Origin of the sequence: Roseiconus nitratireducens, assembly GCF_008629675.1 — a bacterium.
Lineage (GTDB): Bacteria > Planctomycetota > Planctomycetia > Pirellulales > Pirellulaceae > Stieleria > Stieleria nitratireducens.
Map to the genome: position 1 here is coordinate 197,425 of NZ_VWOX01000005.1, position 21,334 is coordinate 218,758.

Consider the following 21,334-nt stretch of genomic DNA (forward strand, 5'->3'; position numbering starts at 1 on the left):
GTTTCTCCAGGCCGGATCATATCGCCCCTCCGGCCGTCTGCACCGCGGATTCCAATTGGGTGTTTTGGTGCCAGAGTTCGTCAAACACGTCGCTGGGAATCTCGTGCCTTCCAAAATACGACTGCTCGAACGCGTCGGCGGTCTGGCGCAACCAGACGGAACACTGTTCGTGGTGCGACCGCGTTTCGCGAACGTACCGGCCATTGGTTTTCCCCCGACTCAAACGCAACATGCCGTGTTTATCCAGCAACAACAACTGGTGCCCGAGCAACAGGATGATCGCCTGGTCAAATCGCCCCTGCCCCATCAATCGTTCACACTCGGTGCGCAAATTGACATCGGTGCGTCGCAGTTCCGGCGGCAGGTGCTTGATCCGCTCCAATGTTTGTTCGTCGGGCAACCCTTTGCCGCCGGACTTGGCGTCCTTGCCGCTTTCCGATTCATTCCAATTCAGTTCGGCACGCGAGATCGCGAATACGATGGCCCCGACGGTCCCCAAAACAATTGTCAGCAGGAGGACCCAACCGAAGACGTTCCCAAGCGTCAGCGTCGTTCCGAACAATCCGCCTGACGTTCCGGTTCCGGTCGTCGTCCCCGTGGTGGTGTTGTTGGTGGAATCCGGCTTGGCCAGTTTCTTTGGTTTCGGAAGCCAGCGGCTGTCGCGGTTCACCGAATCGTCGCGGCGGATCGGAACTTCGACCGGACGCAACGTTTCCGACTGAGCGTCGTACCAGGGTGCGCTGCTGAGCGACTGACGCAGATCAACGCCAGCCTCCGCCGGTTGATCTTGCGCCCGGGACTGAACCGGCGCCGCGGTCAGCAACAGCGTGACGGTCACCAGCACCGCGGTGCGGTGCAAGCGATGTCGAATACGCCCCTGTGTCATCGCGTCCCCCCCGCTCCGGCAACCAGCGTTTCGCCCAGCCGATTGTCCCCGGTGGACGTTGGCTCAGCGGCGGACGTTCTGCCCGTTGGCTCCGACTCCGCCCCGAACTGCCGAATCGCTTCGGCTCGGACCGCCAATTCCACATCCCATCCTTCCAGCCGGATTCGGGTATCCAGGTACGCCAACATCCGGACGATCACGCTCAGACCGCCGACGGTCCACAACGCCAGCGGGTACAAGACCAGCCACGTGAACAGACCGAAATTCCAGTACCCGGTCGTGACGCCCCGCGCCCAAACCAGACTGTAGAACAGCCCGGCAAAGATGACCACCAACGTTCCCGAGATCGTCAACCAGCGGCTGCCGACGTCGTTTCCGACCGGCCGGTGCAATGCCCGGGCGCGTCGTCGCAAAGTGATTTCCTGGGGATCCTTGCTGCGCAACGGACAGCGTTCCAACAGAATCATCTCCGGTAAAAAAGGTCGCCCCGCTCGGATCAGCAACGCGGCAAAGAAGATCGCGATTGGGGCCGCGACATCAAAACCGGAGTGGAAGGGTTCGAACATCCGCACGGCAACCAACAACATTGCGGGTATCGCCAATCGTCGCACTCCTAAGCAGTAAAACCAACGCCAGAACTGCTTGCGGGCAACCTGGTAGGCGCTCCGCCATGTCGGCTTGTGCTCGAACACCGCTTCGCCAAGATAAATGGTCGTGATCACGCCGGCCGCCGGTGTTTGCAAGAAAACCAGCAACGCCATCCAGGCGGCGTAGCGACACAATTCCGTGAAAGCTTCGCTATCGTCCAACCCGAATTGCGCCTCGGTGATCGGGATCCAGTACAGCAACAGCCCGTCGGCAACAATCCACGGCAAGGCCCCCAATGTGAACCCGACCAACAGCGTGGTCGGATAGCGGTGCAGCAAAACGAGCGCCAAATCGCCGATCTCCGACAACGTCCGCACGCGAACCGCGACGTGTGTTTGATCAAGTTGCACGCGACCCGCCCCCGACCGGCATGGAAGTCCGCTTTCCTGGATCCCGCTCCGTGGCGGAAACCTTTTGCGGCGACTCTGCTCCGCCCCGCGCTCCAGGCAACGGCGCCAAGTCTGCGTAACGCACCGTGCGGATGACCGAGTGATCGGTCGATTCGCTGCGGGGAAAACCCAGAATCACGAAATACAGCGTGATCAGTCCGCTGGAGACGATCGCCCAGCCAACTTTAAAAATGTAGGGTGCCCCACTGGGTGACAGGAAGCCTTCGGTGAAGGCGGCCAGCACGAACATCACCGCGGCGGCGGCCATGATCGGCACGGCCCGATGCCCCGCTTCGCGCATCGAATCGACGCGTGACATCCCGCGGGTGTAGAACAGCCCCATCCCCAATCGCAAACCCGCGCCCGCCGACAACGCAATCGCCGTCAATTCAAAGGGGCCATGGGCGGTCACGAACTGAAAGAAGTTGTCGGCGCCCTCGATCCCGTCGCGCGACATGTAGCCGAACGTCGCCCCCAACACCACGGCGTTGTAAGCCAGCGTGAACAGGCAGGGAATCAGCAAGATGCCGTAGGCAAAACACTGCAGCCCGATGCCGGTGTTGTGCTTGATGTAAAACGCCGCCCGCGCCGAATACTCATCCGGGTTGACCGCCAAGGGTTGTTCAAACGACTCCGACGTCGCTTCCAGCATTTTGGACCCACAAACACGCTCGGCAAATTCCGGAAACTGGTCTTCGGCGGCTCCCATCACCATGGCCAGTGCAAAGAGCCCGAAGAAAACCAGCGCGGCGACCCGCACGCAGGCGTCTTCAAAGATTCGCTGTGGTGCCTCCTCCAGCAAGATCCGGATCCAACGCCCCGGTTGGGCGCTGCGGGTGCGATACAGCTGATGGTGGGCGCGGGCCACCAGGCGGTGCAGGTAGGCCACCGTGTTGGGCGGCAACTGGTAGGCGTCCGCGAGCGCCAGGTCGGCACAAGCCGATCGATAAAGCGACGCGAAGCGAACGATCCCGGCCGGTCCCCGGTGCCCGGCGCCGGCCGAATCCGCGCGGCCGCGCAGCTCCATCGCGTCGCACAGTCGCTCCAGTTCGTTCCACTGTTTGCGACGATCCTCCAAAAGCTTGGCAACGTTCATCCGCCAGACCCTCCATCCACATTGGGAGCAACATTCGGCGCTGCCGCCGGTTCCACCACCGCCGCAGCGGACGACGAGAGGGGCGATCGGTTTTCCGTTCCCGGCCGACTTTCGGAAAGAATGTCCGAGGTGGGCGTTGCCTGGCTGGCCGGTTGTTCGCCAAAGGCTTCGCTGGCGTCGTTGACCCCGGCATCGGCCAACCCGCCGGGCTTGTTCGCGTCCTTCGCCAGGGGGCTGTACCCCGCCAAGGGGCCAAGATCCGCGGGCTCTGCAGACGAATCCGTCAGAAAGGTGCGGTAGTACAAGGCATACATCAGCAGATCGGGATCGATGTCGTGACGAAACTCGAATCGTTCGATCAGCGGATCGGTCAAGTGCCGCGCGACCTCGCGTCTCCGCTGCGGCGTCAGGAAGTGTCGCCGCTCGACGTAGGTCGCCAACGTTCTCGCCATCTTGCGGCTAACCCGATAGTCACCCGGGACGTAGGATGCCAACGCGGCAACGCGGGCGTCATCCACCTTGGCAATCGGCAACTGCCATTTCCTCTCGTCAACGACGACCATCGTGCCGGCAGCCAAATCACCCAGTCGCTGCATCCGTTCGGTCATCATCATCGACACCAACCCGATGATTCCGGTCGGGATCAAATAGATCGGTGGCACATCGGGATCCCAGGTGTTGATCGCCGCGACCGGCGCCATGTCGGCGATCCGCAACAGGTTGCGCAGCAACGCACTCCGCGGAGACACCGGTCGGCCGTCGACCTCAATCACGCGAATGCCACACATCCATTTCCCAATGGTCCGCCCGTTGAAGTAAGCCTCGCAAATCGTTCCGTAGAACCAGTTGATCAAAAAGATCGCGACCAGGATGAAGGCCTGAGCCAAGGGGCCATAAAACGTTGAAAGAAAGCTCAACGTCCCGGCGATCATCAAAATGATCGCCCCGATCAACAGGATCACGCCCCAGCGAACGGCCAGGTCGATCAGGTAGGCAGGCAGACGCCGGAACGGCCCCGCGAGTTGATACTCAAAGGCGATGTTCTCGGGCGTGACAACGCCAATGGTCGTATCGAGCGGTTGGGCTGCAGCCATGCAATAGAAAGACGAGCAAAGGAAAAAACACGGTTCCGTTGATTATCGTCAGCGCCGACCGACCGACGCAACCGTCGCAGCCCCCACCGCGGGAAAAACGGTCTGAAGAGCACCCTGACCGTTCACCGCCGGCGGACAGATCGGCACCTCGATTTGCCCCTCGAAACGGTCCGCGAATGGGTCGCCAAAGGGGCCGATTCCCCGCCTTCAAGCGGACCATCCGTCGCCAGCCGGTATGCTACACTCTGCCGCATGAATCAAGAACCAATCCAGCCCCCCAACACCCTGCTGCGGATTCTGCTGTGCGTCGGCCCCGGACTGATCGTCGCGGGATCGATCGTCGGCAGCGGCGAATTGATCGCAACCACCAAGACCGGTGCCGAAGCCGGATTCAGCCTGCTGTGGCTGATCATCCTGGGATGCGTGATCAAAGTCTTTGCGCAAATCGAGTTCGGCCGCTACGCGATCATCAGCGGGAAGACGACGCTGCAGGCGCTTGATGAAGTGCCCGGACCTCGGATCCGCGGCCGCGGCAACTGGCTGGTTTGGTACTGGTTGCTGATGTGGTTGGCCAGCATCTCGCAACTGGGCGGCATCGTTGGCGGCGTGGGCCAGGCGCTGGCCATCAGCGCTCCTTTGACGCAGCAGGGGATCAGCTACAACCGGGCCGCCGATTCGGAACAACTGCACCGCTTTGAAAGTTACCGCCAGGCATCCACCGAAGCGTCTGATCCGTCCAGCCCCGAGCCTTCGAGCCCCGAGCCTTCGAGCCCCGAGCCTTCGAGCCCCGAGCCTTCGAGCCCCGAGCCCGCCGGCGAACCCAAGCTTCCCGAAGACCCGGACCAGAGGATCGCCGTCCCGCCAGCCGAGTTTGACGCGGAACTGGACCGGGCCGAACACATCAATCATTGGCAAAGCTACGACGAACAATACCCTGCGTCGGATGACGGCCACGCCCTGCCCCCCGACACCGTGATCTGGTCGGCGTTGATCGCGGTGATCACCAGCGTGATCCTGGTCATCGGCCGCTACAACCTGATTCAATCTTTCTCGACCGCGCTGGTGGCATCCTTCACCGCGCTGGTCGTCGTCAACGTTTTTTGGCTGCAGAATGAAGCCGAGTTCGCGGTGTCAGGCCGCGAACTGTTTTCCGGCCTCGTCTTTTCGCTCCCGCAAAGCAACGGCGCCTTCAACCCCGTCGGCACCGCGTTGGCAACGTTCGGAATCATTGGTGTCGGGGCGGCGGAATTGATCACGTATCCCTATTGGTGCCTGGAGAAGGGATACGGCAAGTTCACCGGTCCCTGGGAAGACACGCCACAATGGAAGGAGCGTGCCCGTGGCTGGATGCGAGTGATGCATTTCGATGCCTGGGGCGCGATGGTGATCTACACCTTTGCGACCGTCGCGTTTTACCTCCTGGGCGCCTCGGTCCTCCATCGGGTCGGACTGAACCCTGAAAAGAACGACATGGTCAGAATCCTGGCCGTGATGTTCCGCCCCGTCTTTTCAGAACAAGCCGCCATCATCTTTCTGTTCGGCGCCTTCGCCGTGTTGTACTCGACGTTCTTTGTGGCCAACGCGTCGCACGCGCGGGTCTTTTCCGATGCGCTGCGTGTGATCGGGCTGATCGATTCCGACGAAGCCACCCGCGTCCGCTGGGTCCGGATCCTCAGCGGCGTCTTTCCGATCTTGTGCCTGGTGATCTTTGTCCTGTTCCCCTCGCCGGCTCAACTGGTGCTGATCAGCGGCGTCGCGCAAGGAATCATGCTGCCAATGCTTGCCGGGGCGGCACTTTTCTTTCGATACCGCCGTTGCGTCGACGGCCTGAAGCCGAACCGTACCTGGGATGTTTTCTTGTGGCTTTCGGCGTTGGCGATGCTGGTCACGGGCACGTGGACCGTGGTCAACCGTTGGATGTAGCGGAAACGCGTCACGATCCCAGCGAACGGTGTCGCCGGGTCGCGAATCGCCGGGTGGCTCAGCGCCGAAACTGGAAATACACCCAGGTGTGCAGCGGCAGGAAGACCAGGGTCATGGCCGCGGCGTAAGCGACGACAATTCCGGTCGTGCCGAAGGCGTATCCGGCGGCCCAGACCCCGAATCCACAGGTCAACAACCCGATCAGCGAAGCGACCAGAAAGGGCCGCCCGCCACGGGACAGGACGTAGAACGATTGCAAGGCGACGCCGTGATTGGCGAGCGCCCCCAGCCCCAACCACAACACCTGGCCGGGCTCGATGAATCGCTGCGGCAAGCTGGGCCGAATCCAACCGAGCGCGGGGATGATCGCGGCCAAAACCAGAAAACCCGCCGCCAGCACGATGCCGGAAATCACGGCCGTGCGTCGCCACATCTCTCCGGCAACCTCACGCGCCCCGGCCCCGTGATGCCGCGCCGCGACGCTGTACTTTGTCTGCACCCAACTGAGTGCCAACATTTGAATCGCGGTGGTGACCGTCAATGTCATTCCTAAACGGCCCGACGCAACACTGCCGTGGTAAGTCATCAGAATCAGCGGAAACAATTGCGTCGCGAAATGGTACGCGGCGCTGATCACCGCCACCCGCCACTGCAGCGGCAACACGTCCCGTGTCCAGCGGAATACCTCCGGGTCGTCGAGATTCTCGTCCGTTGCGATCGCGCCGACATGAACCGCATCGGTCCGCGGCAACTCTCGCTTTAACCTGGCGGACGCGATCAACAAGCAGATCGCCTGCACCGCGGTTGCCGCAACCAACGCGTACAGCCCCAGCCCCATCCACAGCGCCAACCACACGGCAACGCTTCCGGCCATCATTTGCAACAGCCGCAATCCATACACGTACTGTCGTTGCCCGATGCCCTCCAACAGTGCGAGCACCGGAGACAAGGCCAACGAGGCGGCTGACATTGGAACAACCAGCGCGAGCGCTGGCTCCCAACCCGAGGGAGCATCGCTGTGACCGAAGACCCCCGTCCCAAACACCCACGCCGCAACCGCGTACAGAACCGCCGCCACCGCAAACCACCGCCGGGACGATCGCACCAACTGCCGCAGACGCTCCGCGGCACTGTCTGTTGGGCCGTCCGCCTGCACGGCTGCCTGCGCGTGACCGGCCTGACTGATCAACACGTTCAGCAAGCCCAATTCAAAAAACGCTTGCACGCCGACAATGCTGACCAGGCTGTAATACACACCCTGCTCGGCGCCCGAAAGAAAATGAATGACAAGCGCAATCGTGATCGGACCGGATGCCGCCTGCCAGACGCGGGACGACAGCGCAAAGAGCAACGTCCGGTCCAACTGAAACAACGCCACCCAGCGGGCGAGAGCGGATCCCGAACCTTCACGTTCGTGCTTGGTGGGTTCACCCAATGGCAAATCCCCCAACGCGATCGGCCGGAAGCGGTTGCCGCGAGCGGAAGACCATCGCGGGCGACCAGTCGGTCCGCTGGGCCAAACCTTTTGCGAAAGTCCAGGCGGCCGTCTCCAGCCCACCCACGCCACGGCCCGACTGAGGAAACACGGCGGGCATCGCCTGCCAGGCGACGACGGCGACCGAGCCGGCTTGCGATTCGCTCTCGAAAGTCATCTCGGTGGGTGCCGCGGGTTCAGGATCGGCGACCAACGCGGGGCCAGCGTGGCGGAAATTTCGTCAGTTCCCTTTCGCCATTTTCGACGTCGCCCGATAATAGTGAATCTGCTGACCTTCGGTATCCCTCCGCGTGCGTCCATGACATCGATCCTAGGAATTTCGGCCTTCTATCACGATTCGGCGGCCGCCCTGGTAATCGACGGACAGATCGTCGCCGCGGCCCAAGAAGAACGGTTCTCGCGGATCAAACACGACGCCTCGTTTCCAAAGCAAGCCGTCGACGCTTGCCTGCAACAGGCAGGGCTGACGATCGAACAATTGGACTACGTCGGCTTCTACGAGAAGCCGCTGCTGAAATTTGATCGGTTGCTGGAAACGTATCTCAGTTTCGCGCCGTCGGGGATTCGTTCCTACCTGACGGCGATGCCGCAGTGGATCGGACAGAAACTCCGCCTGCGCCGCGAGATCCGGCGTTCACTGGACGACCGATTCCGTCGACGATTGATCTTTTGTGAACATCACGAGTCGCACGCGGCCAGCGCCTTCTTCCCCAGCCCGTTTGAAGAAGCCGCCATCATGACCATGGACGGCGTGGGCGAATGGGCCACCAGCAGCCTGGGCGTCGGACGGGGGCGTTCCATCGAACTGATGCAGGAATTGCGGTTTCCCCATTCGTTGGGACTGCTCTACAGCGCATTCACGTATTACACCGGGTTCCGCGTCAATTCGGGTGAGTACAAGCTGATGGGTTTGGCGCCCTACGGCCAGCCTCGTTACGCCCAACTGATTCGCGACAAACTGATTCGGATCCGCGACGATGGCTCCTTCACCCTGGACCTGAGCTACTTCAATTACTGCCAGGGATTGACGATGACGTCCCGACGGTTCCACCAGTTGTTCGGACGCGGACCCCGACCAATGGAATCGCGAATCGAAACGTTGGACATGGATCTTGCCGCATCGATTCAGGAGGTGACCGAGGAGGTCGTGCTGAAAACCGCGGCTCACTTGCATCACAAAACCGGGATGTCGCGGTTGTGCCTTGCCGGCGGCGTCGCGCTCAACTGCGTCGCCAACGGAAAGCTGTTGCGCGACGGCCCGTTTGACGAACTGTGGATCCAGCCCGCGGCGGGCGATGCCGGTGGGGCGCTGGGGGTGGCGTTGTTGATCTGGCACGAACTGATGCAAGAACCCCGGCGGGTCACTTTTCCGGATGCTCAGGCGGGAAGCCTGCTGGGCCCCGGCTTTTCACCATCCGACGCCGCCTCGCGGTTGCAAACGCTGGGTGCGGTCTTCGAGACGTTTGACTCCGAGCAACAACTTGCAGCGACCGTCGCCGAGAAACTTGCCGACGGAAACGTCGTGGGACGGTTCCAGGGCCGCATGGAGTTCGGTCCGAGGGCGCTTGGAAACCGAAGCATTCTGGGTGACCCCCGTTCGCCGAAAATGCAGTCGGTGATGAACCTGAAGATCAAAATGCGAGAAAGCTTTCGTCCCTTCGCTCCGATCGTGTTGCGTGAATACGCGCAGGAATTCTTTGATGTCCCTGGCGACGCCGAAAGCCCCTACATGTTGCTGGTCTTCCCGGTCGCCGATTCCCACCGCTGCGTGGCTCCCGACGAAGAAAACGGTGCAAACGCAGGCGCCCCCGCACCCGAGGCGCTCCTGGAACGCGTGAACCGGCAACGCAGTGACATTCCCGCCGTGACCCACGTCGACTATTCGGCACGGGTCCAAACCGTCGATTCGGTCAGGAATCCACCGTTAGAAATGCTGCTGCGCAAGTTTCATCAGCGGACCGGTTGCCCGGTCCTGATCAACACCAGCTTCAACGTCCGCGGCGAGCCGATCGTCGCTACACCGGAAGACGCCTATCGATGCTTCATGGCCACCGACATCGACGTGTTGGTCGTTGAAAAACTGGTGCTATTAAAAGCCAAACAACCGCACGCGAATCGGATCAACACCGAACAGCATTTGGCTTCGTTCGCGTTGGATTGATCTCGACCACGCCCCCACGCTTCCCGTCGTCGCGATCGCCAGACGGCGGACGACCACACTCTGGCAAATCTGGTGACGCGTCCTTCGAGAAGATCAAAAAGGGGGAAACGGTGTCGCGCCCCATCAACCGGCGGGGCGTCCCAGCGGATCGGCCAGCTCACTCGAATTCGCTCCTTTGGGGGTTGAGCGGTCTTCTTCGCGATCGTGCTTCCGCTGCCGGAGGGAGTCCAACCATGCATCCATCATCGCACCGCTCTTGGCGGAGACTTCCAGAATCTCCATGCCGGGGCGAACCTCCCCAATGTTCTTTCGTGCCGCTTCGGCATCGAACTCGACCGCGGTCGCCAGGTCCATCTTCGTGATCACCGCCAGATCCGCCGTGTTGAAGATGGTGGGGTATTTCAGCGGTTTGTCCTCGCCTTCGGTGGTCGAGAACAACACCAGACGTAGGTCTTCGCCAAGGTCGTAGGTTGCCGGACAAACCAGGTTGCCGACGTTTTCGATGAACAGAAAATCCAGGTCCGGAATTGACCAACCCTCGAGAGCCGTTTCGACCATCGTCGCTTCCAGATGACAGACGGTTCCCGTGGTGATCTGGCGAACCGGAACTCGGGCGCGCCCGAGCCGCGCGGCGTCGTTCTCGGTCGCCAAATCGCCGACAAGGGCTGCCACGCGCCAGCCCCCTTCGCGCAGTCGCTCCAGCGTCTTTTCCAGGAACATGGTTTTGCCGGATCCCGGACTGGACACCAAACTGACAACGAACACCTTGTCGTCTTGAAAGCGTTGCCTCAGTCTTCTGGCCGTGACATCATTCTCTTTCAAGATCCTGGTGCGGACTTCGACCAACCTGGTCTGACGTTTCATGGTGTTGCCTCCATAGGTTCCAATTCCATGGCAAAGACTTCCAGCTCGTGACCCCGCGTGATTTCGGCTGACAAACCGCCGCAAACGGCACATCGCAGGCTCTGCATCGATTCCGCCGGTCGCTCGCACTGGCAAGTCCGGCAATGAAGCATCACCGGAATGTCCTCGATCACAAGCTGCGCCTGTTCCAACTTCGTACCCTCTCGAGCCAATTCGAACGCGGAAACCAGCGCCTCCTTGACCACACCGGACATCCGTCCCAATTTCAAGTGGATGGCAAGCACTTCGGCATCGCCGTGATCATGCAACTGTTCGTTGGCGATATCGAGAATACTCAGTGCGATCGATAGTTCATGCATGGTGCTGCAGATTGAAATTGAACAACGACGGAATCACGCCGACGCCGGCCCCGAAAACTCATTGGTTGCGCCGTCCGTGCGATTCGTGTCTGTCCAGTGGCCGCGCGTGCGTGTACTTCAACAGCGCCAGAAAGAACGGACCACCGATCGCGTTTCCCAGCGTGGTCCAAACGAGAAAGTAAGCGAAATCGGCAAGCGTCGTCCCTCCGCCACTGAAGATTCCCGCGAACAGTTCCACGCTGCCGACGATGCTGTGGTGCAAATGTCCCAAACCGATGGTCGCCGTCACCAGCCAGATGATCAAGATTTGGCTGACCGTTTCGCGTCCGGCGGCGACCAACCAGGACAACAACCCCATCAGCCAACCGGCCAGCACCCCACTGACCAAGATCACCTGTGGCGGGTAGTGGACGACATCGGAGGCGATTTCGCCAAACACTTGCCTGTCGATCACGCCCAGAGCGGGCCCGATGTAGGTGATCAGCCCCGCCGACGCCGCAGCACCGATCAAGTTGGCGACGTACACAACCGTCCACAACCGAAGCAACCCCTTGAACGACGCCCGACGGCTCAAGACCGGCAACACGGCCAAACTGGTTTGTTCGGTGAACAGTTCCGATCGGCCCAGAATCACGAGGATGAAGCCGAAAGAGTACATCGTCGCGATCAGCAATGCGTGAATCGCCGGTGGCAGGCCTTCCCCGGACAGGGTCCGCATCACCGCGATCAGAAACAGGCTGAAACCGATCTCCAGCCCCGCAGCCAGCCCGGAGAAGAACAACCGCGACGTTGAACGGTCGAAGGCCGCCAAAGCCTCCTTCAGTTCCTGCCGCATGATCTCCTGAGACGGCTTCTTTGGTTCGTCGGAATGGGATACTTCTCCCCCGGAGATGCCCTCGGTGAACACGTCCGATGCCGAAGGTTCGTCGCTCTGGTTGTTCATCGGGATTTGCCGTCGGGTGCAACATTCACGGTCGGATCAAGAAACATTGCTGCCAAGCGTCAGGTAACGTGTTCCCCATGATCACGTCCATCAGCAGATCCTCGGCAACTGTTCACCGGCCAGCAGACTGACGACACGCTGTCCGCCGATCGCGTTTCGCAAAACCACCATCGCGGGATGCTCCGAGACGACGCGACCGATCACCGCCGCGTCTCGCCCCAGTGGATGCCGCCGCATCACTTCAACCAGCGGCTCCGCCCGGTCCCCAGGAACCACCGCGATCAGCTTTCCTTCGTTGGCAACATACAGTGGGTCCAACCCGAGCATTTCGCATGCCGAATGCACCGCCGGCTTGACCGGCAGCGAGGCTTCGTCCAAGACGATGCCCACATGAGAAGCGACCGCCAGCTCGTTCAGCGTGCTGGAAACACCGCCCCGCGTCGGATCGCGCATCGCTCGAATCGTCGGACAGGCTTCCAACATTGCTTCGACCAGGCCGTTCAAGGGGGCCGTGTCACTTTCCAACGCGGTCTCAAACTCGATGCCCTCGCGGGTCGACATGATCGTGATGCCGTGATCACCGATCGTTCCTGAAACGATCACCGCGTCGCCGGGGCGTGCGTTGTGAATCGAAAGATCGCGATCGACGCGGTGAACCCCGATGCCGGTCGTCGTGATGAAAATCTGATCCCCTTTCCCTCGATCAACGACCTTGGTGTCCCCGGTGACCAGCGCGACGCCGGCGGCGGCGCATGCCTGACGCATCGAACGGACAATGCGGCGCAACGGATCAATCTGGAAACCTTCTTCCAGAATGAACGCCGCCGACAGGTACAACGGCTGCGCCCCCGAGACGGCCAGATCGTTGACCGTTCCATGAACCGCCAGCTTGCCGATGTCACCGCCGGGAAAGAACAGCGGCTTGACGACAAACGAATCCGTGGTGAACGCGATTCGATTGGCCTGATCGCGCGTTGCTTCTCCGCGCGGATCGATCGTCAGCGTCGCAGCATCCTCCAACGCCGAGAGCACCTCGTTGCCGAACTCGGGTAAAAAAACGCGACCGACTAGATCCGCGCTCAATCGGCCACCGCTTCCGTGCCCCAACAAAACCCGTTCATGATCCTGCCGGGGCGTCGGGCAAACCGATCGGTCGAAATCAGCCGCGTTTGTCATTTTGCTTCTACGATTCCATCGCGGTTGCTTCACGAAAACGTCCGTGATGATAGTAGGCCGCACAAGCGCCTTCGGACGAAACCATCGTGGCCCCCAACGGATGTTCCGGCGTGCACTCCCTGCCGAATGCAGGACATTCGCTGGGCTTTCGAGTTCCCTGCAGGATCATGCCGCTGAGGCAGGTTTCGGATTCCCTGACTTGCAGCTGCTCAACGGAGAACCGATGTTCGGCATCGAATCGCTGATACTCCTCCCGCAGACGATATCCGCTCCGGGGGATCACGCCGATGCCACGCCACTTGCGATCGCTGACCTGGAACACGTCGTCCATCAAACCACGTGCCGACGGACTTCCACCACGTCGCACCGCACGCGCGTACTGGTTGTCCACGCCGACACGACCCTGTTCCAACATTCGCACGCAACGGTAGATGCCTTCGAGTAAATCGATCGGCTCAAAACCGGTCACGACAATCGGCAAGTGGTACTTTTCCGCCAGCGGCTCGTACTCTTCGTAGCCCATCACCGAACAGACATGACCGGCGCCCAAGAAACCCTGTACGCGGTTCGTTGGCGACGACAGGATCGCCTCCATCGCCGGCGGCACCAAGACGTGTGAAACCAGCACGGCAAAATTGTCGATGTGTCGACGTTTGGCTTGCCAGACCGCCATCGCGTTGGCCGGCGCCGTCGTCTCAAATCCGACGGCAAAGAACACCACGGTGCGATTCGGATTCTGATCCGCGATCTTCAACGCGTCCAACGGAGAATAGACGACGCGCACGTCCCCACCAGCTGCCTTGACGTCAAACAAATCGCGATGGCTGCCGGGGACACGCAGCATGTCGCCGAAGGAGCAAAAGATGACGTCGTCACGAGACGCGATCTCGATCGCTTTGTCGATCAATTCCAATGGTGTCACGCACACCGGACACCCCGGTCCGTGCACCAGCTGAATTTTCTCGGGCAACAGCTCGTCGATGCCGTATCGCACAATCGTGTGCGTTTGACCTCCGCAGACTTCCATGATGCTCCATGGCCGCGTCGTGATTTCCGCGATCGCGTGTTGCAACTTCCTGGCCGCGGCCGGGTCACGATACTCCTGCTGGTACCTCACGGCTGGATCTCCATCTCTTCGTCCGGCCCGCCATCGTCCAGCTCCCCGAGATCGTCCATGTACTGGAGGAATTCAAACACCTTGTTTGCCTCCGTTTCGTCAATCACCTGCAGCGCAAAACCGACGTGCACGACGACGTACCGACCGACCTCGGCCTCCGGCGTCAAACTTAAGCAGACGAGCTTGAAGATCCCGCCAAAGTCGACTTTCCCCATCAGGACGTCGTGCTCTCGATAGGTCTGAACGATTTTCCCCGGGATCCCAAGACACATGGCCGTACAAAGTTTCGAGCCTGAAAAAAATCGTTGTTTCCCTAAGTCCGCCGTTCCCTCTGTCTCACCAAGCCAAGTCACCGGAGCGCGACGTATCGCGCGCTCCAAACGGGAACGTCTAAGAATCGAGCAAACGGTGCGCCGCGACCGCGACTTGCCCCAGCGCCAACCCTCCATCGTTCGCTGGGACACGATGGTGTTGGTAGACACGCAAGTTCTTTGAAATCAGCTTCTCTTCCACCAGCTGGCTCAACAACGCGTTCATGAATACGCCACCGCTCAAGACCACTCGGTCCAATTCGACACAGCGTGCTATTTCCGCACACTTGTCGCTGATCATGATTGCCAACGTGTTGTGGAACTGTCGGGCAACGGTCACCGCGGGGGTTCCGCGACGAATATCGGCAACGACCGCTCGAATCAACGGCCGGGTGTCGATGACCTCCGGGCAGCTCCCCGGCGACCATCGTTCCGCTGATTCCGACACCGGCGGTTCGCGCCCGGACATCGCATGCTTGCTGCCCAAACTCGCATTCGAAATGGTTCCGGACGAGTAACTGCGATCGGAACTGCATTGCCAGGCCAGAGCTTCCAATTGCATTGCCGCCTGGCCTTCAAAACTGATCGTTTGTCGGATCCCCAGCAACGCGGCAACCGCGTCGAACAAGCGTCCCGCGCTGGAGGTCCAGGGTGAATTCAGACCGCGCTGGATCATCTGCCGGGTCAAGCGAAGTGACTCATCCCCGGGCGTGGGATGGAATCTCGCCAGATGCTCCGTCACCCACCACTCACTTTGACACCCGGCGTCATGCAGATAGCTGAGTGCCATCCGCCAAGGCTCTCGCGCGGCGCGATCTCCTCCCGGCAGTCGCACCGGACGCAGGAACGCGACCCGATCGGCCGTCGCATACCCACCGACCAGGAACTCACCGCCCCACACCGAGCCGTCCATCCCGTACCCGCTGCCATCGAACACAACGCCAATCGCGTTTCCCACCAGTCCGTGCTCGGCAAGACAGCTCGCCAAATGTGCGTGGTGGTGCTGGACGGGGAGTAACCGCATGGCTTCATCGCGATGACGTTGTTCGGCGTAGATCGTCGATTGATAATCCGGATGCAAATCGTGGGCAATCAGGTTCGGTTTGATGTCGAACAGCTGTTCGTACAAGCGCACGTCTGAAACAAATGCCCGATAGGCTTCCAAATGATCCAGGTCTCCGATGTGGTGACTGAGAAACGCCTTGTCCCCACGGGCGAGTGCGAACACGTTTTTCAATTGCCCCCCCACTGCGAGCATGGGCACCGGACAATCAAACGGCAGCGTGATCGGCAGGGGCGCGTATCCGCGAGAACGTCGCACCGGTCTCTCACTGTCGCCGACGACGCGTGTGACGGAATCGTCACAGCGAACACGGATGGGTCGATTGTGAACTAAGAACAGATCGGCGATCCCGCGCAATCGGTCAATGGCGTCGGCATCTTCAAAGGCGATTGGTTCGTCGCTGCGATTGCCACTGGTCATCACCAAGGGTTCGTCGCCCCAAGCCTGAAACAGCAATTCGTGCAGTGGCGTGTAGGGCAACATGACACCCAGATTGGGATTGTCGGGTGCAACAAGATCGCTGATCGGTCGCGGTGCCCGAACGCCTAATCCCTCGGAGCGTGCCGTCAACAACACGATCGGACGTTGGCGACAAACCAAGCGCTCCCGCTCCGCGGAACTCAGATGACAATACGCTGCGGCGACGGCGGCGTCCCGAACCATCACGGCGAAGGGCTTTTCATCCCGTTGTTTGCGTTGACGCAACCTGTCAATTGCCATGGCGTTCGTGGCCGCGGCGACCAGATGGTACCCCCCCAAACCCTTCAGGGCGCCGATTCCACCACACCGCAATTTGTCGACGAACGCATCGATCGGATCGGAGCTGTCCAAAGCAACTCCCTGATCATCCAGCAACGTCAATTGGGGTCCGCACTCTGGGCAGGCGACCGGCTGGGCATGAAACCGCCGATTCGCCGGGTCGCTGTATTCGGCGCGACAACAATCGCACATCTCAAAACCCGCCATCGTTGTGTTGCCGCGATCGTACGGGGCCCGCCGGATGATTGTCAGTCGCGGGCCGCAATCGGTGCAATTCAAGAACGCGTAGCGATAGCGGCGGTCCGAGGGGTCAAAGAGCTCTCGGCGGCATGCCGGGCAGGTCGCCAGATCCGGTGAAACGAATATCTGCCCTGCTGTCCCTTCTTCGTCGCTGGGAAGGATGGCAAATCCGGTCTCCGGGCGAACGGGAATCTCCGTCCAATCCAGCCGGTCGATGCTGGACAGCCCGGGGGCTTGTGACCGCAAACCGTCCAGGAAACCGGTCAACATCGTCGGTTCGCCCTGGACCTGGATCCGAACCTCGCCGGAATGATTCTTGACGGATCCGGAAAGTCCGAAACGCAAAGCGAGCGTGTGAATGAACGGACGAAACCCGACCCCTTGGACCACGCCCGTGACCGTGATCGCAAGTCGCTGTCGAGCCCCCGAAGGACCGCTTTCGGCACGAACGTTGGGCGTTTGTGTCTGCCGGCTTGGCTCGGGCGCGTCACGTGTCATCAATGGTCTCACCTGGGCACAGCGGCCATGTTGCCACCCCAATCCAGCAGCTCACGGTCCCCGCGGACAACCGCCAACTGGACGCTGCCACTTCAGGGTAGCCGCACCCGCCACCGCGTGAAAGACGCGTGCCGACCACCGCGTGTCGACCAGCGTCTGGGCCCGGCCGCTATAACGAGTCGAGAGTCAACAGGTTCTCCGCTTCCATGAAAGGTTGTCCGAGGTATCGTTTCGAACAAGCTTCGAGATCGCCGGGATCATTCAATAGTCAAACCAGACGCCCAACCCCAGAGAGGCCTCCCGACGGGTGAAGAAGGCGTATTGGCTGGTCGGTCCGTCGCCGTATTGAGCACCGAACCGCAACCGACGCCCGGACAGTGAACTCTGAAAACACCAGCCCAGTTGCACGGTCGTTGAGACATCGTAGTCGACGGCTTCGCGAAAATTCAGATTGATTGCTGCAAACGGCATCGCGCGACAAGTGGAACCGGGATCGGGCGTGAACTCGGCCCCGGTCTGATATTGATAGCGCTGCGCCCCACCGGAGACAGAAAAGGCGTTCGCAAACTCGCCATACAAACGCACCGATTCGATCGGCCGGTAGCTGCCGCCGATGATCCAAGACTCCGTCACGTAGTTGATTCGTTCGAACGAGTGATTCCGAACCAGGTATTCGTCGCCGACGTGGGAGCTGACATGGAAATAGCCAAATTTCATCGCCCAGGCCCCTTCGGCAGCCGTGATCTCCGTTCCGAAGCGATAATCCATTGACTCCACGTCTTCAGCATGCAGCAGATCCAAGCGAGTGATCACGGCGCCTTCCAGATCCCACTGCAAACCGCGAGGCCGATTCGCGCCGCGGGTCCCATATCGCAACAGTCCGACGCGGCCCCCCAAGGTCGCGTCCCAATAAGATCCCCCGTCGTTTGTGTGAAACAGCAAGGACGAGATGCGAGGTTCATGGGGTGCGGCTAGGTAGGAATGCCAGAGCAATCCGTCCGGCAACAGTTGCCAGTCGTAGGGAAGCTCCGCGGCGGGAGCTGACCGAAGTGCTTGACAAATCGAATCGCAATCCGCATCGACCTGATCGATCAGCATTCGACTCTCGGCGAACAGCGTTGGCAATTCGCTGGCCGTCAGCGACAGTGAAGCCCGAACAGTGATCCAGCCAATCAGCACCAGTCGAACCGTCGCCACGCCCCACCTGCTATCGAACGCCCCCGTTGGGCCAGCCCACTCGGGCTGATCTGAACCGGCCATTCAGCGTTTGACCCCGGCCTGAACATCGACGACCGACGCGACCGGTCGGCTCACGCATTGACCAAAATAAACATGCTTGTGGCCGGTGCTGGCAACCAGCCGATGCGTGCCACACACCGCAGCCTGCGTTCGATTGATCCAGAAATCGTCCGTTACCAGGACCACGTCACCTTGCTGTCTCAAGAACCCGACGAACTCGGATTTCATTTCAACGGGAAAGTAGACGGTTGCTGATTCCGACAAATGAAACCGAGCCCCATACGGCTTTTCGCCGAAGAAAACGATCGTCGCATCAGGATGCGAGGACGCCATCTTTCGCGTCTCGACCAACGCAGACCGATCGCGGGCGATCGTGGGCACAAGCTGAGCGACCGTCAACCAGAGCACCACTGTCGCCACGCAGGTCGTTCCCCACCAGGCCGACCGACCGAACGCGACGGGACGGTTTCGAAGAACGATCGCCACGACGAACGCCGCCACGCACAGCACGGCCGCCACTTGACAACGCGTCGCGATTGTCTGCCCGATCCAAGTGTCGACGGCGATCACGGCAAAACACGCCAGCGCGAGTATCATCGTCGCTCGCTGTGGAAATGGACGCAGGAACTTGGCAAGGCGACAGGGCGTCTGGTGTTCCAGGACGGTCTGATCAAGCATCACGCCCAGCATCCCCGCCAGCAGCGGAAGCGACGGCAAGATGTACGGCGGCAATTTGCAACTGGATACCGAAAAGAAAAACAGAATCCAAGCGGAGCCGCACGCCAAGAACCCCAAATCTTTCGATCGCAACAGGCGACTTCGCTCACGGCGACGGAACAAGAAAACAATGGCTGAAGGTAGCAACAGCGACGAGGGAAACATCGCGGCAAACACCACCGGGATGTAAAACCAGAACGGTTCTCGGTGGTTGGATCCTTCGGTGAACCGTTTGAAATTGTGCTCCCAGAAAAAGTAGTCGACGAACTCCGGATTGAACGTCGCCACGGCGAAGTACCACGGAACACAAATGACCAAAACCGGGATCGAAAACATCACCCAATGTGACCAGCGGGGGCGCGTCTGATTGTCGCAAAGCCATCCGTTAGCGATCAGAATCGGAACGCACAACACCAGGGCGACGGGTCCTTTGGCCAGGATTCCCAGCGCGCACAACGTCGCTGACGTCATCCACCACCTCCAACACGTCCTGTCTTCGCGAAGGGCAATGTACCCGGCCAACAGGCAGGCGGTTGTGAACAGGGTCAATAGCGAATCCAGAATCAAGAATCGCCCGGCCACCACGAATCCGCCACAGAGTGTCAGCGAAACCGCACCCAGCCAGGCCGCTCGATCGCCCAGAACCCGCCGCCCCCAAGCAAACCACAGCACGACCGTTGCCATGGCTGAAAGAATTGATGGCAACCGCGCCGCGGCGACGTTCGGGCCGAAAATGGAGAAGGAGGTCGCGGTCAACCAGTACATTAAGGGCGGCTTGTCCAGGTACGCTTGCCCTCCCAGGGTCGGAGTGACCCAGTCACGCGACTGCACCATTTCCAGTGCAATCTGCGCGTATCGCGTTTCGTCGGGTTCGATCAACGGATACGACAGATTTGGAAACAGCACGACCGACGCGAGTCCCAGCAGCACAATCCATGCGGCTCCCAAGCGACCCCGCCTCCAACACCCGCCCTCTGAAACGCTTCGTTGCGACTGCGCCGGAAAGAGCTCGGTATTCCAAACCGTTCTCATTCTGTTCTTGTACGGATTCAGCATGCTTCCTTATGCCGGTTGATAAACAAGTTTCCGCATCATGATCACGCTGATGCCGATGCAAAGAAGATTGGCGATCCAAACGTCGTGAGCTGCCAACCGGCCGTCCTTTGCCATGTCCAACGTCAATGCAAACACCGGGTAGTAGACGAGAACGGTGGGCAAGAAGACGGTTCCGAACGTCGCCATCATGTCGGATGCCTTCATCCGAATGGCCAATGGAATTCCGATCATTGCGATCGCCAGGCAGGTGAATCCGCTGGCCCACCGCCGGTGCATTTCGGTATCCAATCGATGCAACCGTTTGCGGCTGGATGACAACGCACGCTGTCGATTCTGCGCGTCGGCGTTGCTGATTGCTTCCGGTCGAGACCTCAAGAGATCGAATGCGACATGCACCGTCGCTTCGCATTCCCGTCGGCGAATATCTTGTTGTTGCCGGATCGAAGCTTTCGGCAAATCGTGCATCGGCATGTGAGACGGGTGGGCCGTCAACAGATCGTCATCCGGTGTGGTGCCGACCGGGATCACCTGCTTCAACGTGTTGGGAAAATGGAATGCGGCCTTGTCACCAAGTTTTGCCATCCCGTTGGTGATACTCAGCTCGATGCCCTCGGATTCGGGGTCGTATCGCAGTTCCGCCGTTCGCGCATTGATCGTGATCATCTCACCATCGGGCCGCTGAATGTTGATGACGGGTTCGACCAGCTTCCTGCCTTGAACGTCACGAACGACCATGGAAATCTTGTCGTGTTTGAAGCTGTGTTCTCGCTCCAACACGTCGTAGGCGATCCGCTCGACCGACGAAATCACGACATCTTGAATGCCATTGAATCCCCAGGTGAACGCGACGTTGATCAGCCCCACGGTTGCCAGACTCAAGCAACTTGTGATCACGATCGCCGGCCAGACCGCCGGCATCAGTGAGATTCCGACCGATTGCATCGCCGTGAATTCATTGTCCGCAGACATGCGTCCGTAGACGCAACAGACACTGAACAGGGCCGTCCCCGGAACAGCGACCGACAATGCATTGGGAAGCGCGAAGGGCAACATCCGGACAACGCCGACCAGGCCCAACCCCTGATTCAATGATTCCCGAAAAACGCCAATGAACATCACCATCGTCGTGATGGCGAACAGCGACACGACGAAGATGACCGAAATGTCGCGAGCGATTCGCAGTTGAATTCTCGTCATGATCCTTTTCGCCCCTCGTCTTTCACCGACTCAAGCTCCCTGGCCAGATCAAACACGTGGTCAATCTCCAGCAACCGCCAATATTCCGCGCGCCGTTGGCGGG

General features: G+C 60.3%; 18 protein-coding genes. 2 read left to right on the plus strand and 16 right to left on the minus strand.

Going from position 1 to position 21,334, the window contains the following annotated elements; translation table 11 throughout:
• Nucleotides 1-16 precede the first annotated feature (16 nt).
• The 4 genes from FYK55_RS10960 to FYK55_RS10975 are packed head-to-tail and all read right to left on the minus strand — an operon-like array spanning nt 17 to nt 4,113.
• On the minus strand, nt 17-886 hold the full coding sequence (locus FYK55_RS10960; protein ID WP_150076451.1) for a hypothetical protein: 870 nt from the start codon (nt 884-886) through the stop codon (nt 17-19).
• On the minus strand, nt 883-1,884 hold the full coding sequence (locus FYK55_RS10965; RefSeq protein ID WP_150076452.1) for a hypothetical protein: 1,002 nt from the start codon (nt 1,882-1,884) through the stop codon (nt 883-885). The genes FYK55_RS10960 and FYK55_RS10965 overlap by 4 nt, the downstream gene beginning before the upstream one ends.
• Nucleotides 1,874-3,019: a stage II sporulation protein M gene (locus FYK55_RS10970; protein ID WP_150076453.1), complete on the minus strand. Its 1,146-nt coding sequence runs from the start codon at nt 3,017-3,019 to the stop codon at nt 1,874-1,876. The genes FYK55_RS10965 and FYK55_RS10970 overlap by 11 nt, the downstream gene beginning before the upstream one ends.
• The gene (locus tag FYK55_RS10975; RefSeq protein ID WP_150076454.1) at nt 3,016-4,113 is read right to left on the minus strand and encodes an RDD family protein; all 1,098 of its coding nucleotides are present in this window, start codon (nt 4,111-4,113) and stop codon (nt 3,016-3,018) included. The genes FYK55_RS10970 and FYK55_RS10975 overlap by 4 nt, the downstream gene beginning before the upstream one ends.
• 252 nt (nt 4,114-4,365) lie before the next feature.
• Between FYK55_RS10975 and FYK55_RS10980 the strand changes: the two genes are divergently transcribed.
• Nucleotides 4,366-6,036: an Nramp family divalent metal transporter gene (locus tag FYK55_RS10980; protein ID WP_201743682.1), complete on the plus strand. Its 1,671-nt coding sequence runs from the start codon at nt 4,366-4,368 to the stop codon at nt 6,034-6,036.
• 58 nt (nt 6,037-6,094) lie between these two features.
• Here FYK55_RS10980 and FYK55_RS10985 read toward each other — a convergent pair whose 3' ends face one another.
• The gene (locus tag FYK55_RS10985; protein WP_150076455.1) at nt 6,095-7,471 is read right to left on the minus strand and encodes a hypothetical protein; all 1,377 of its coding nucleotides are present in this window, start codon (nt 7,469-7,471) and stop codon (nt 6,095-6,097) included.
• Nucleotides 7,464-7,688, minus strand: coding sequence for a hypothetical protein (locus FYK55_RS10990; protein WP_150076456.1), 225 nt, complete (start codon nt 7,686-7,688; stop codon nt 7,464-7,466). The genes FYK55_RS10985 and FYK55_RS10990 overlap by 8 nt, the downstream gene beginning before the upstream one ends.
• A 141-nt stretch (nt 7,689-7,829) precedes the next feature.
• Here FYK55_RS10990 and FYK55_RS10995 point away from each other — a divergent pair, with 141 nt between their 5' ends.
• Complete coding sequence (locus FYK55_RS10995) at nt 7,830-9,692, plus strand: carbamoyltransferase family protein (RefSeq protein ID WP_150076457.1); 1,863 nt, start codon at nt 7,830-7,832, stop codon at nt 9,690-9,692.
• A gap of 123 nt (nt 9,693-9,815) precedes the next feature.
• On the opposite strand, the gene hypB is transcribed toward FYK55_RS10995, so the two are convergent.
• From hypB to FYK55_RS11045, 10 genes are all read right to left on the minus strand, one after another.
• Nucleotides 9,816-10,556: a hydrogenase nickel incorporation protein HypB gene (gene hypB, locus FYK55_RS11000; protein ID WP_150076458.1), complete on the minus strand. Its 741-nt coding sequence runs from the start codon at nt 10,554-10,556 to the stop codon at nt 9,816-9,818.
• Nucleotides 10,553-10,915, minus strand: coding sequence for a hydrogenase maturation nickel metallochaperone HypA (gene hypA, locus FYK55_RS11005; protein ID WP_150076459.1), 363 nt, complete (start codon nt 10,913-10,915; stop codon nt 10,553-10,555). Before hypA ends, hypB begins: the two co-directional genes overlap by 4 nt.
• Before the next feature lie 58 nt (nt 10,916-10,973).
• Nucleotides 10,974-11,858: a formate/nitrite transporter family protein gene (locus tag FYK55_RS11010; RefSeq protein WP_150076460.1), complete on the minus strand. Its 885-nt coding sequence runs from the start codon at nt 11,856-11,858 to the stop codon at nt 10,974-10,976.
• 90 nt (nt 11,859-11,948) lie between these two features.
• Nucleotides 11,949-13,034: a hydrogenase expression/formation protein HypE gene (gene hypE, locus FYK55_RS11015; protein WP_150076461.1), complete on the minus strand. Its 1,086-nt coding sequence runs from the start codon at nt 13,032-13,034 to the stop codon at nt 11,949-11,951.
• A gap of 7 nt (nt 13,035-13,041) precedes the next feature.
• Nucleotides 13,042-14,151, minus strand: a complete 1,110-nt coding sequence (gene hypD / locus FYK55_RS11020; RefSeq protein ID WP_150076462.1) for a hydrogenase formation protein HypD — start codon at nt 14,149-14,151, stop codon at nt 13,042-13,044.
• Complete coding sequence (locus FYK55_RS11025) at nt 14,148-14,423, minus strand: HypC/HybG/HupF family hydrogenase formation chaperone (protein ID WP_150076463.1); 276 nt, start codon at nt 14,421-14,423, stop codon at nt 14,148-14,150. Before FYK55_RS11025 ends, hypD begins: the two co-directional genes overlap by 4 nt.
• Nucleotides 14,424-14,541: 118 nt before the next feature.
• Entirely contained in the window at nt 14,542-17,022 is a 2,481-nt protein-coding gene (gene hypF, locus FYK55_RS11030; protein ID WP_150076464.1) for a carbamoyltransferase HypF, read from the minus strand.
• A gap of 261 nt (nt 17,023-17,283) precedes the next feature.
• Entirely contained in the window at nt 17,284-18,219 is a 936-nt protein-coding gene (locus tag FYK55_RS11035) for a DUF1207 domain-containing protein (protein WP_235908601.1), read from the minus strand.
• A gap of 63 nt (nt 18,220-18,282) precedes the next feature.
• Nucleotides 18,283-19,926: an ArnT family glycosyltransferase gene (locus FYK55_RS11040; RefSeq protein ID WP_161604429.1), complete on the minus strand. Its 1,644-nt coding sequence runs from the start codon at nt 19,924-19,926 to the stop codon at nt 18,283-18,285.
• A 114-nt stretch (nt 19,927-20,040) separates the two neighbouring features.
• Nucleotides 20,041-21,231 (minus strand): LptF/LptG family permease, encoded by a 1,191-nt coding sequence (locus FYK55_RS11045; RefSeq protein ID WP_150076467.1) that lies wholly within the window; start codon nt 21,229-21,231, stop codon nt 20,041-20,043.
• Nucleotides 21,232-21,334 lie beyond the last annotated feature (103 nt).

Coding starts and splice junctions, on each gene's coding strand:
- FYK55_RS10960 (WP_150076451.1), bottom strand. CDS start 886: ATGACACAGGGGCGTATTCGACATCGCTTGCACCGCACCGCGGTGCTG.
- FYK55_RS10970 (WP_150076453.1), bottom strand. CDS start 3,019: ATGAACGTTGCCAAGCTTTTGGAGGATCGTCGCAAACAGTGGAACGAA.
- FYK55_RS10975 (WP_150076454.1), bottom strand. CDS start 4,113: ATGGCTGCAGCCCAACCGCTCGATACGACCATTGGCGTTGTCACGCCC.
- FYK55_RS10980 (WP_201743682.1), top strand. CDS start 4,366: ATGAATCAAGAACCAATCCAGCCCCCCAACACCCTGCTGCGGATTCTG.
- FYK55_RS10990 (WP_150076456.1), bottom strand. CDS start 7,688: ATGACTTTCGAGAGCGAATCGCAAGCCGGCTCGGTCGCCGTCGTCGCC.
- FYK55_RS10995 (WP_150076457.1), top strand. CDS start 7,830: ATGACATCGATCCTAGGAATTTCGGCCTTCTATCACGATTCGGCGGCC.
- hypB (WP_150076458.1), bottom strand. CDS start 10,556: ATGAAACGTCAGACCAGGTTGGTCGAAGTCCGCACCAGGATCTTGAAA.
- hypA (WP_150076459.1), bottom strand. CDS start 10,915: ATGCATGAACTATCGATCGCACTGAGTATTCTCGATATCGCCAACGAA.
- FYK55_RS11010 (WP_150076460.1), bottom strand. CDS start 11,858: ATGAACAACCAGAGCGACGAACCTTCGGCATCGGACGTGTTCACCGAG.
- hypE (WP_150076461.1), bottom strand. CDS start 13,034: ATGACAAACGCGGCTGATTTCGACCGATCGGTTTGCCCGACGCCCCGG.
- FYK55_RS11025 (WP_150076463.1), bottom strand. CDS start 14,423: ATGTGTCTTGGGATCCCGGGGAAAATCGTTCAGACCTATCGAGAGCAC.
- hypF (WP_150076464.1), bottom strand. CDS start 17,022: ATGACACGTGACGCGCCCGAGCCAAGCCGGCAGACACAAACGCCCAAC.
- FYK55_RS11045 (WP_150076467.1), bottom strand. CDS start 21,231: ATGACGAGAATTCAACTGCGAATCGCTCGCGACATTTCGGTCATCTTC.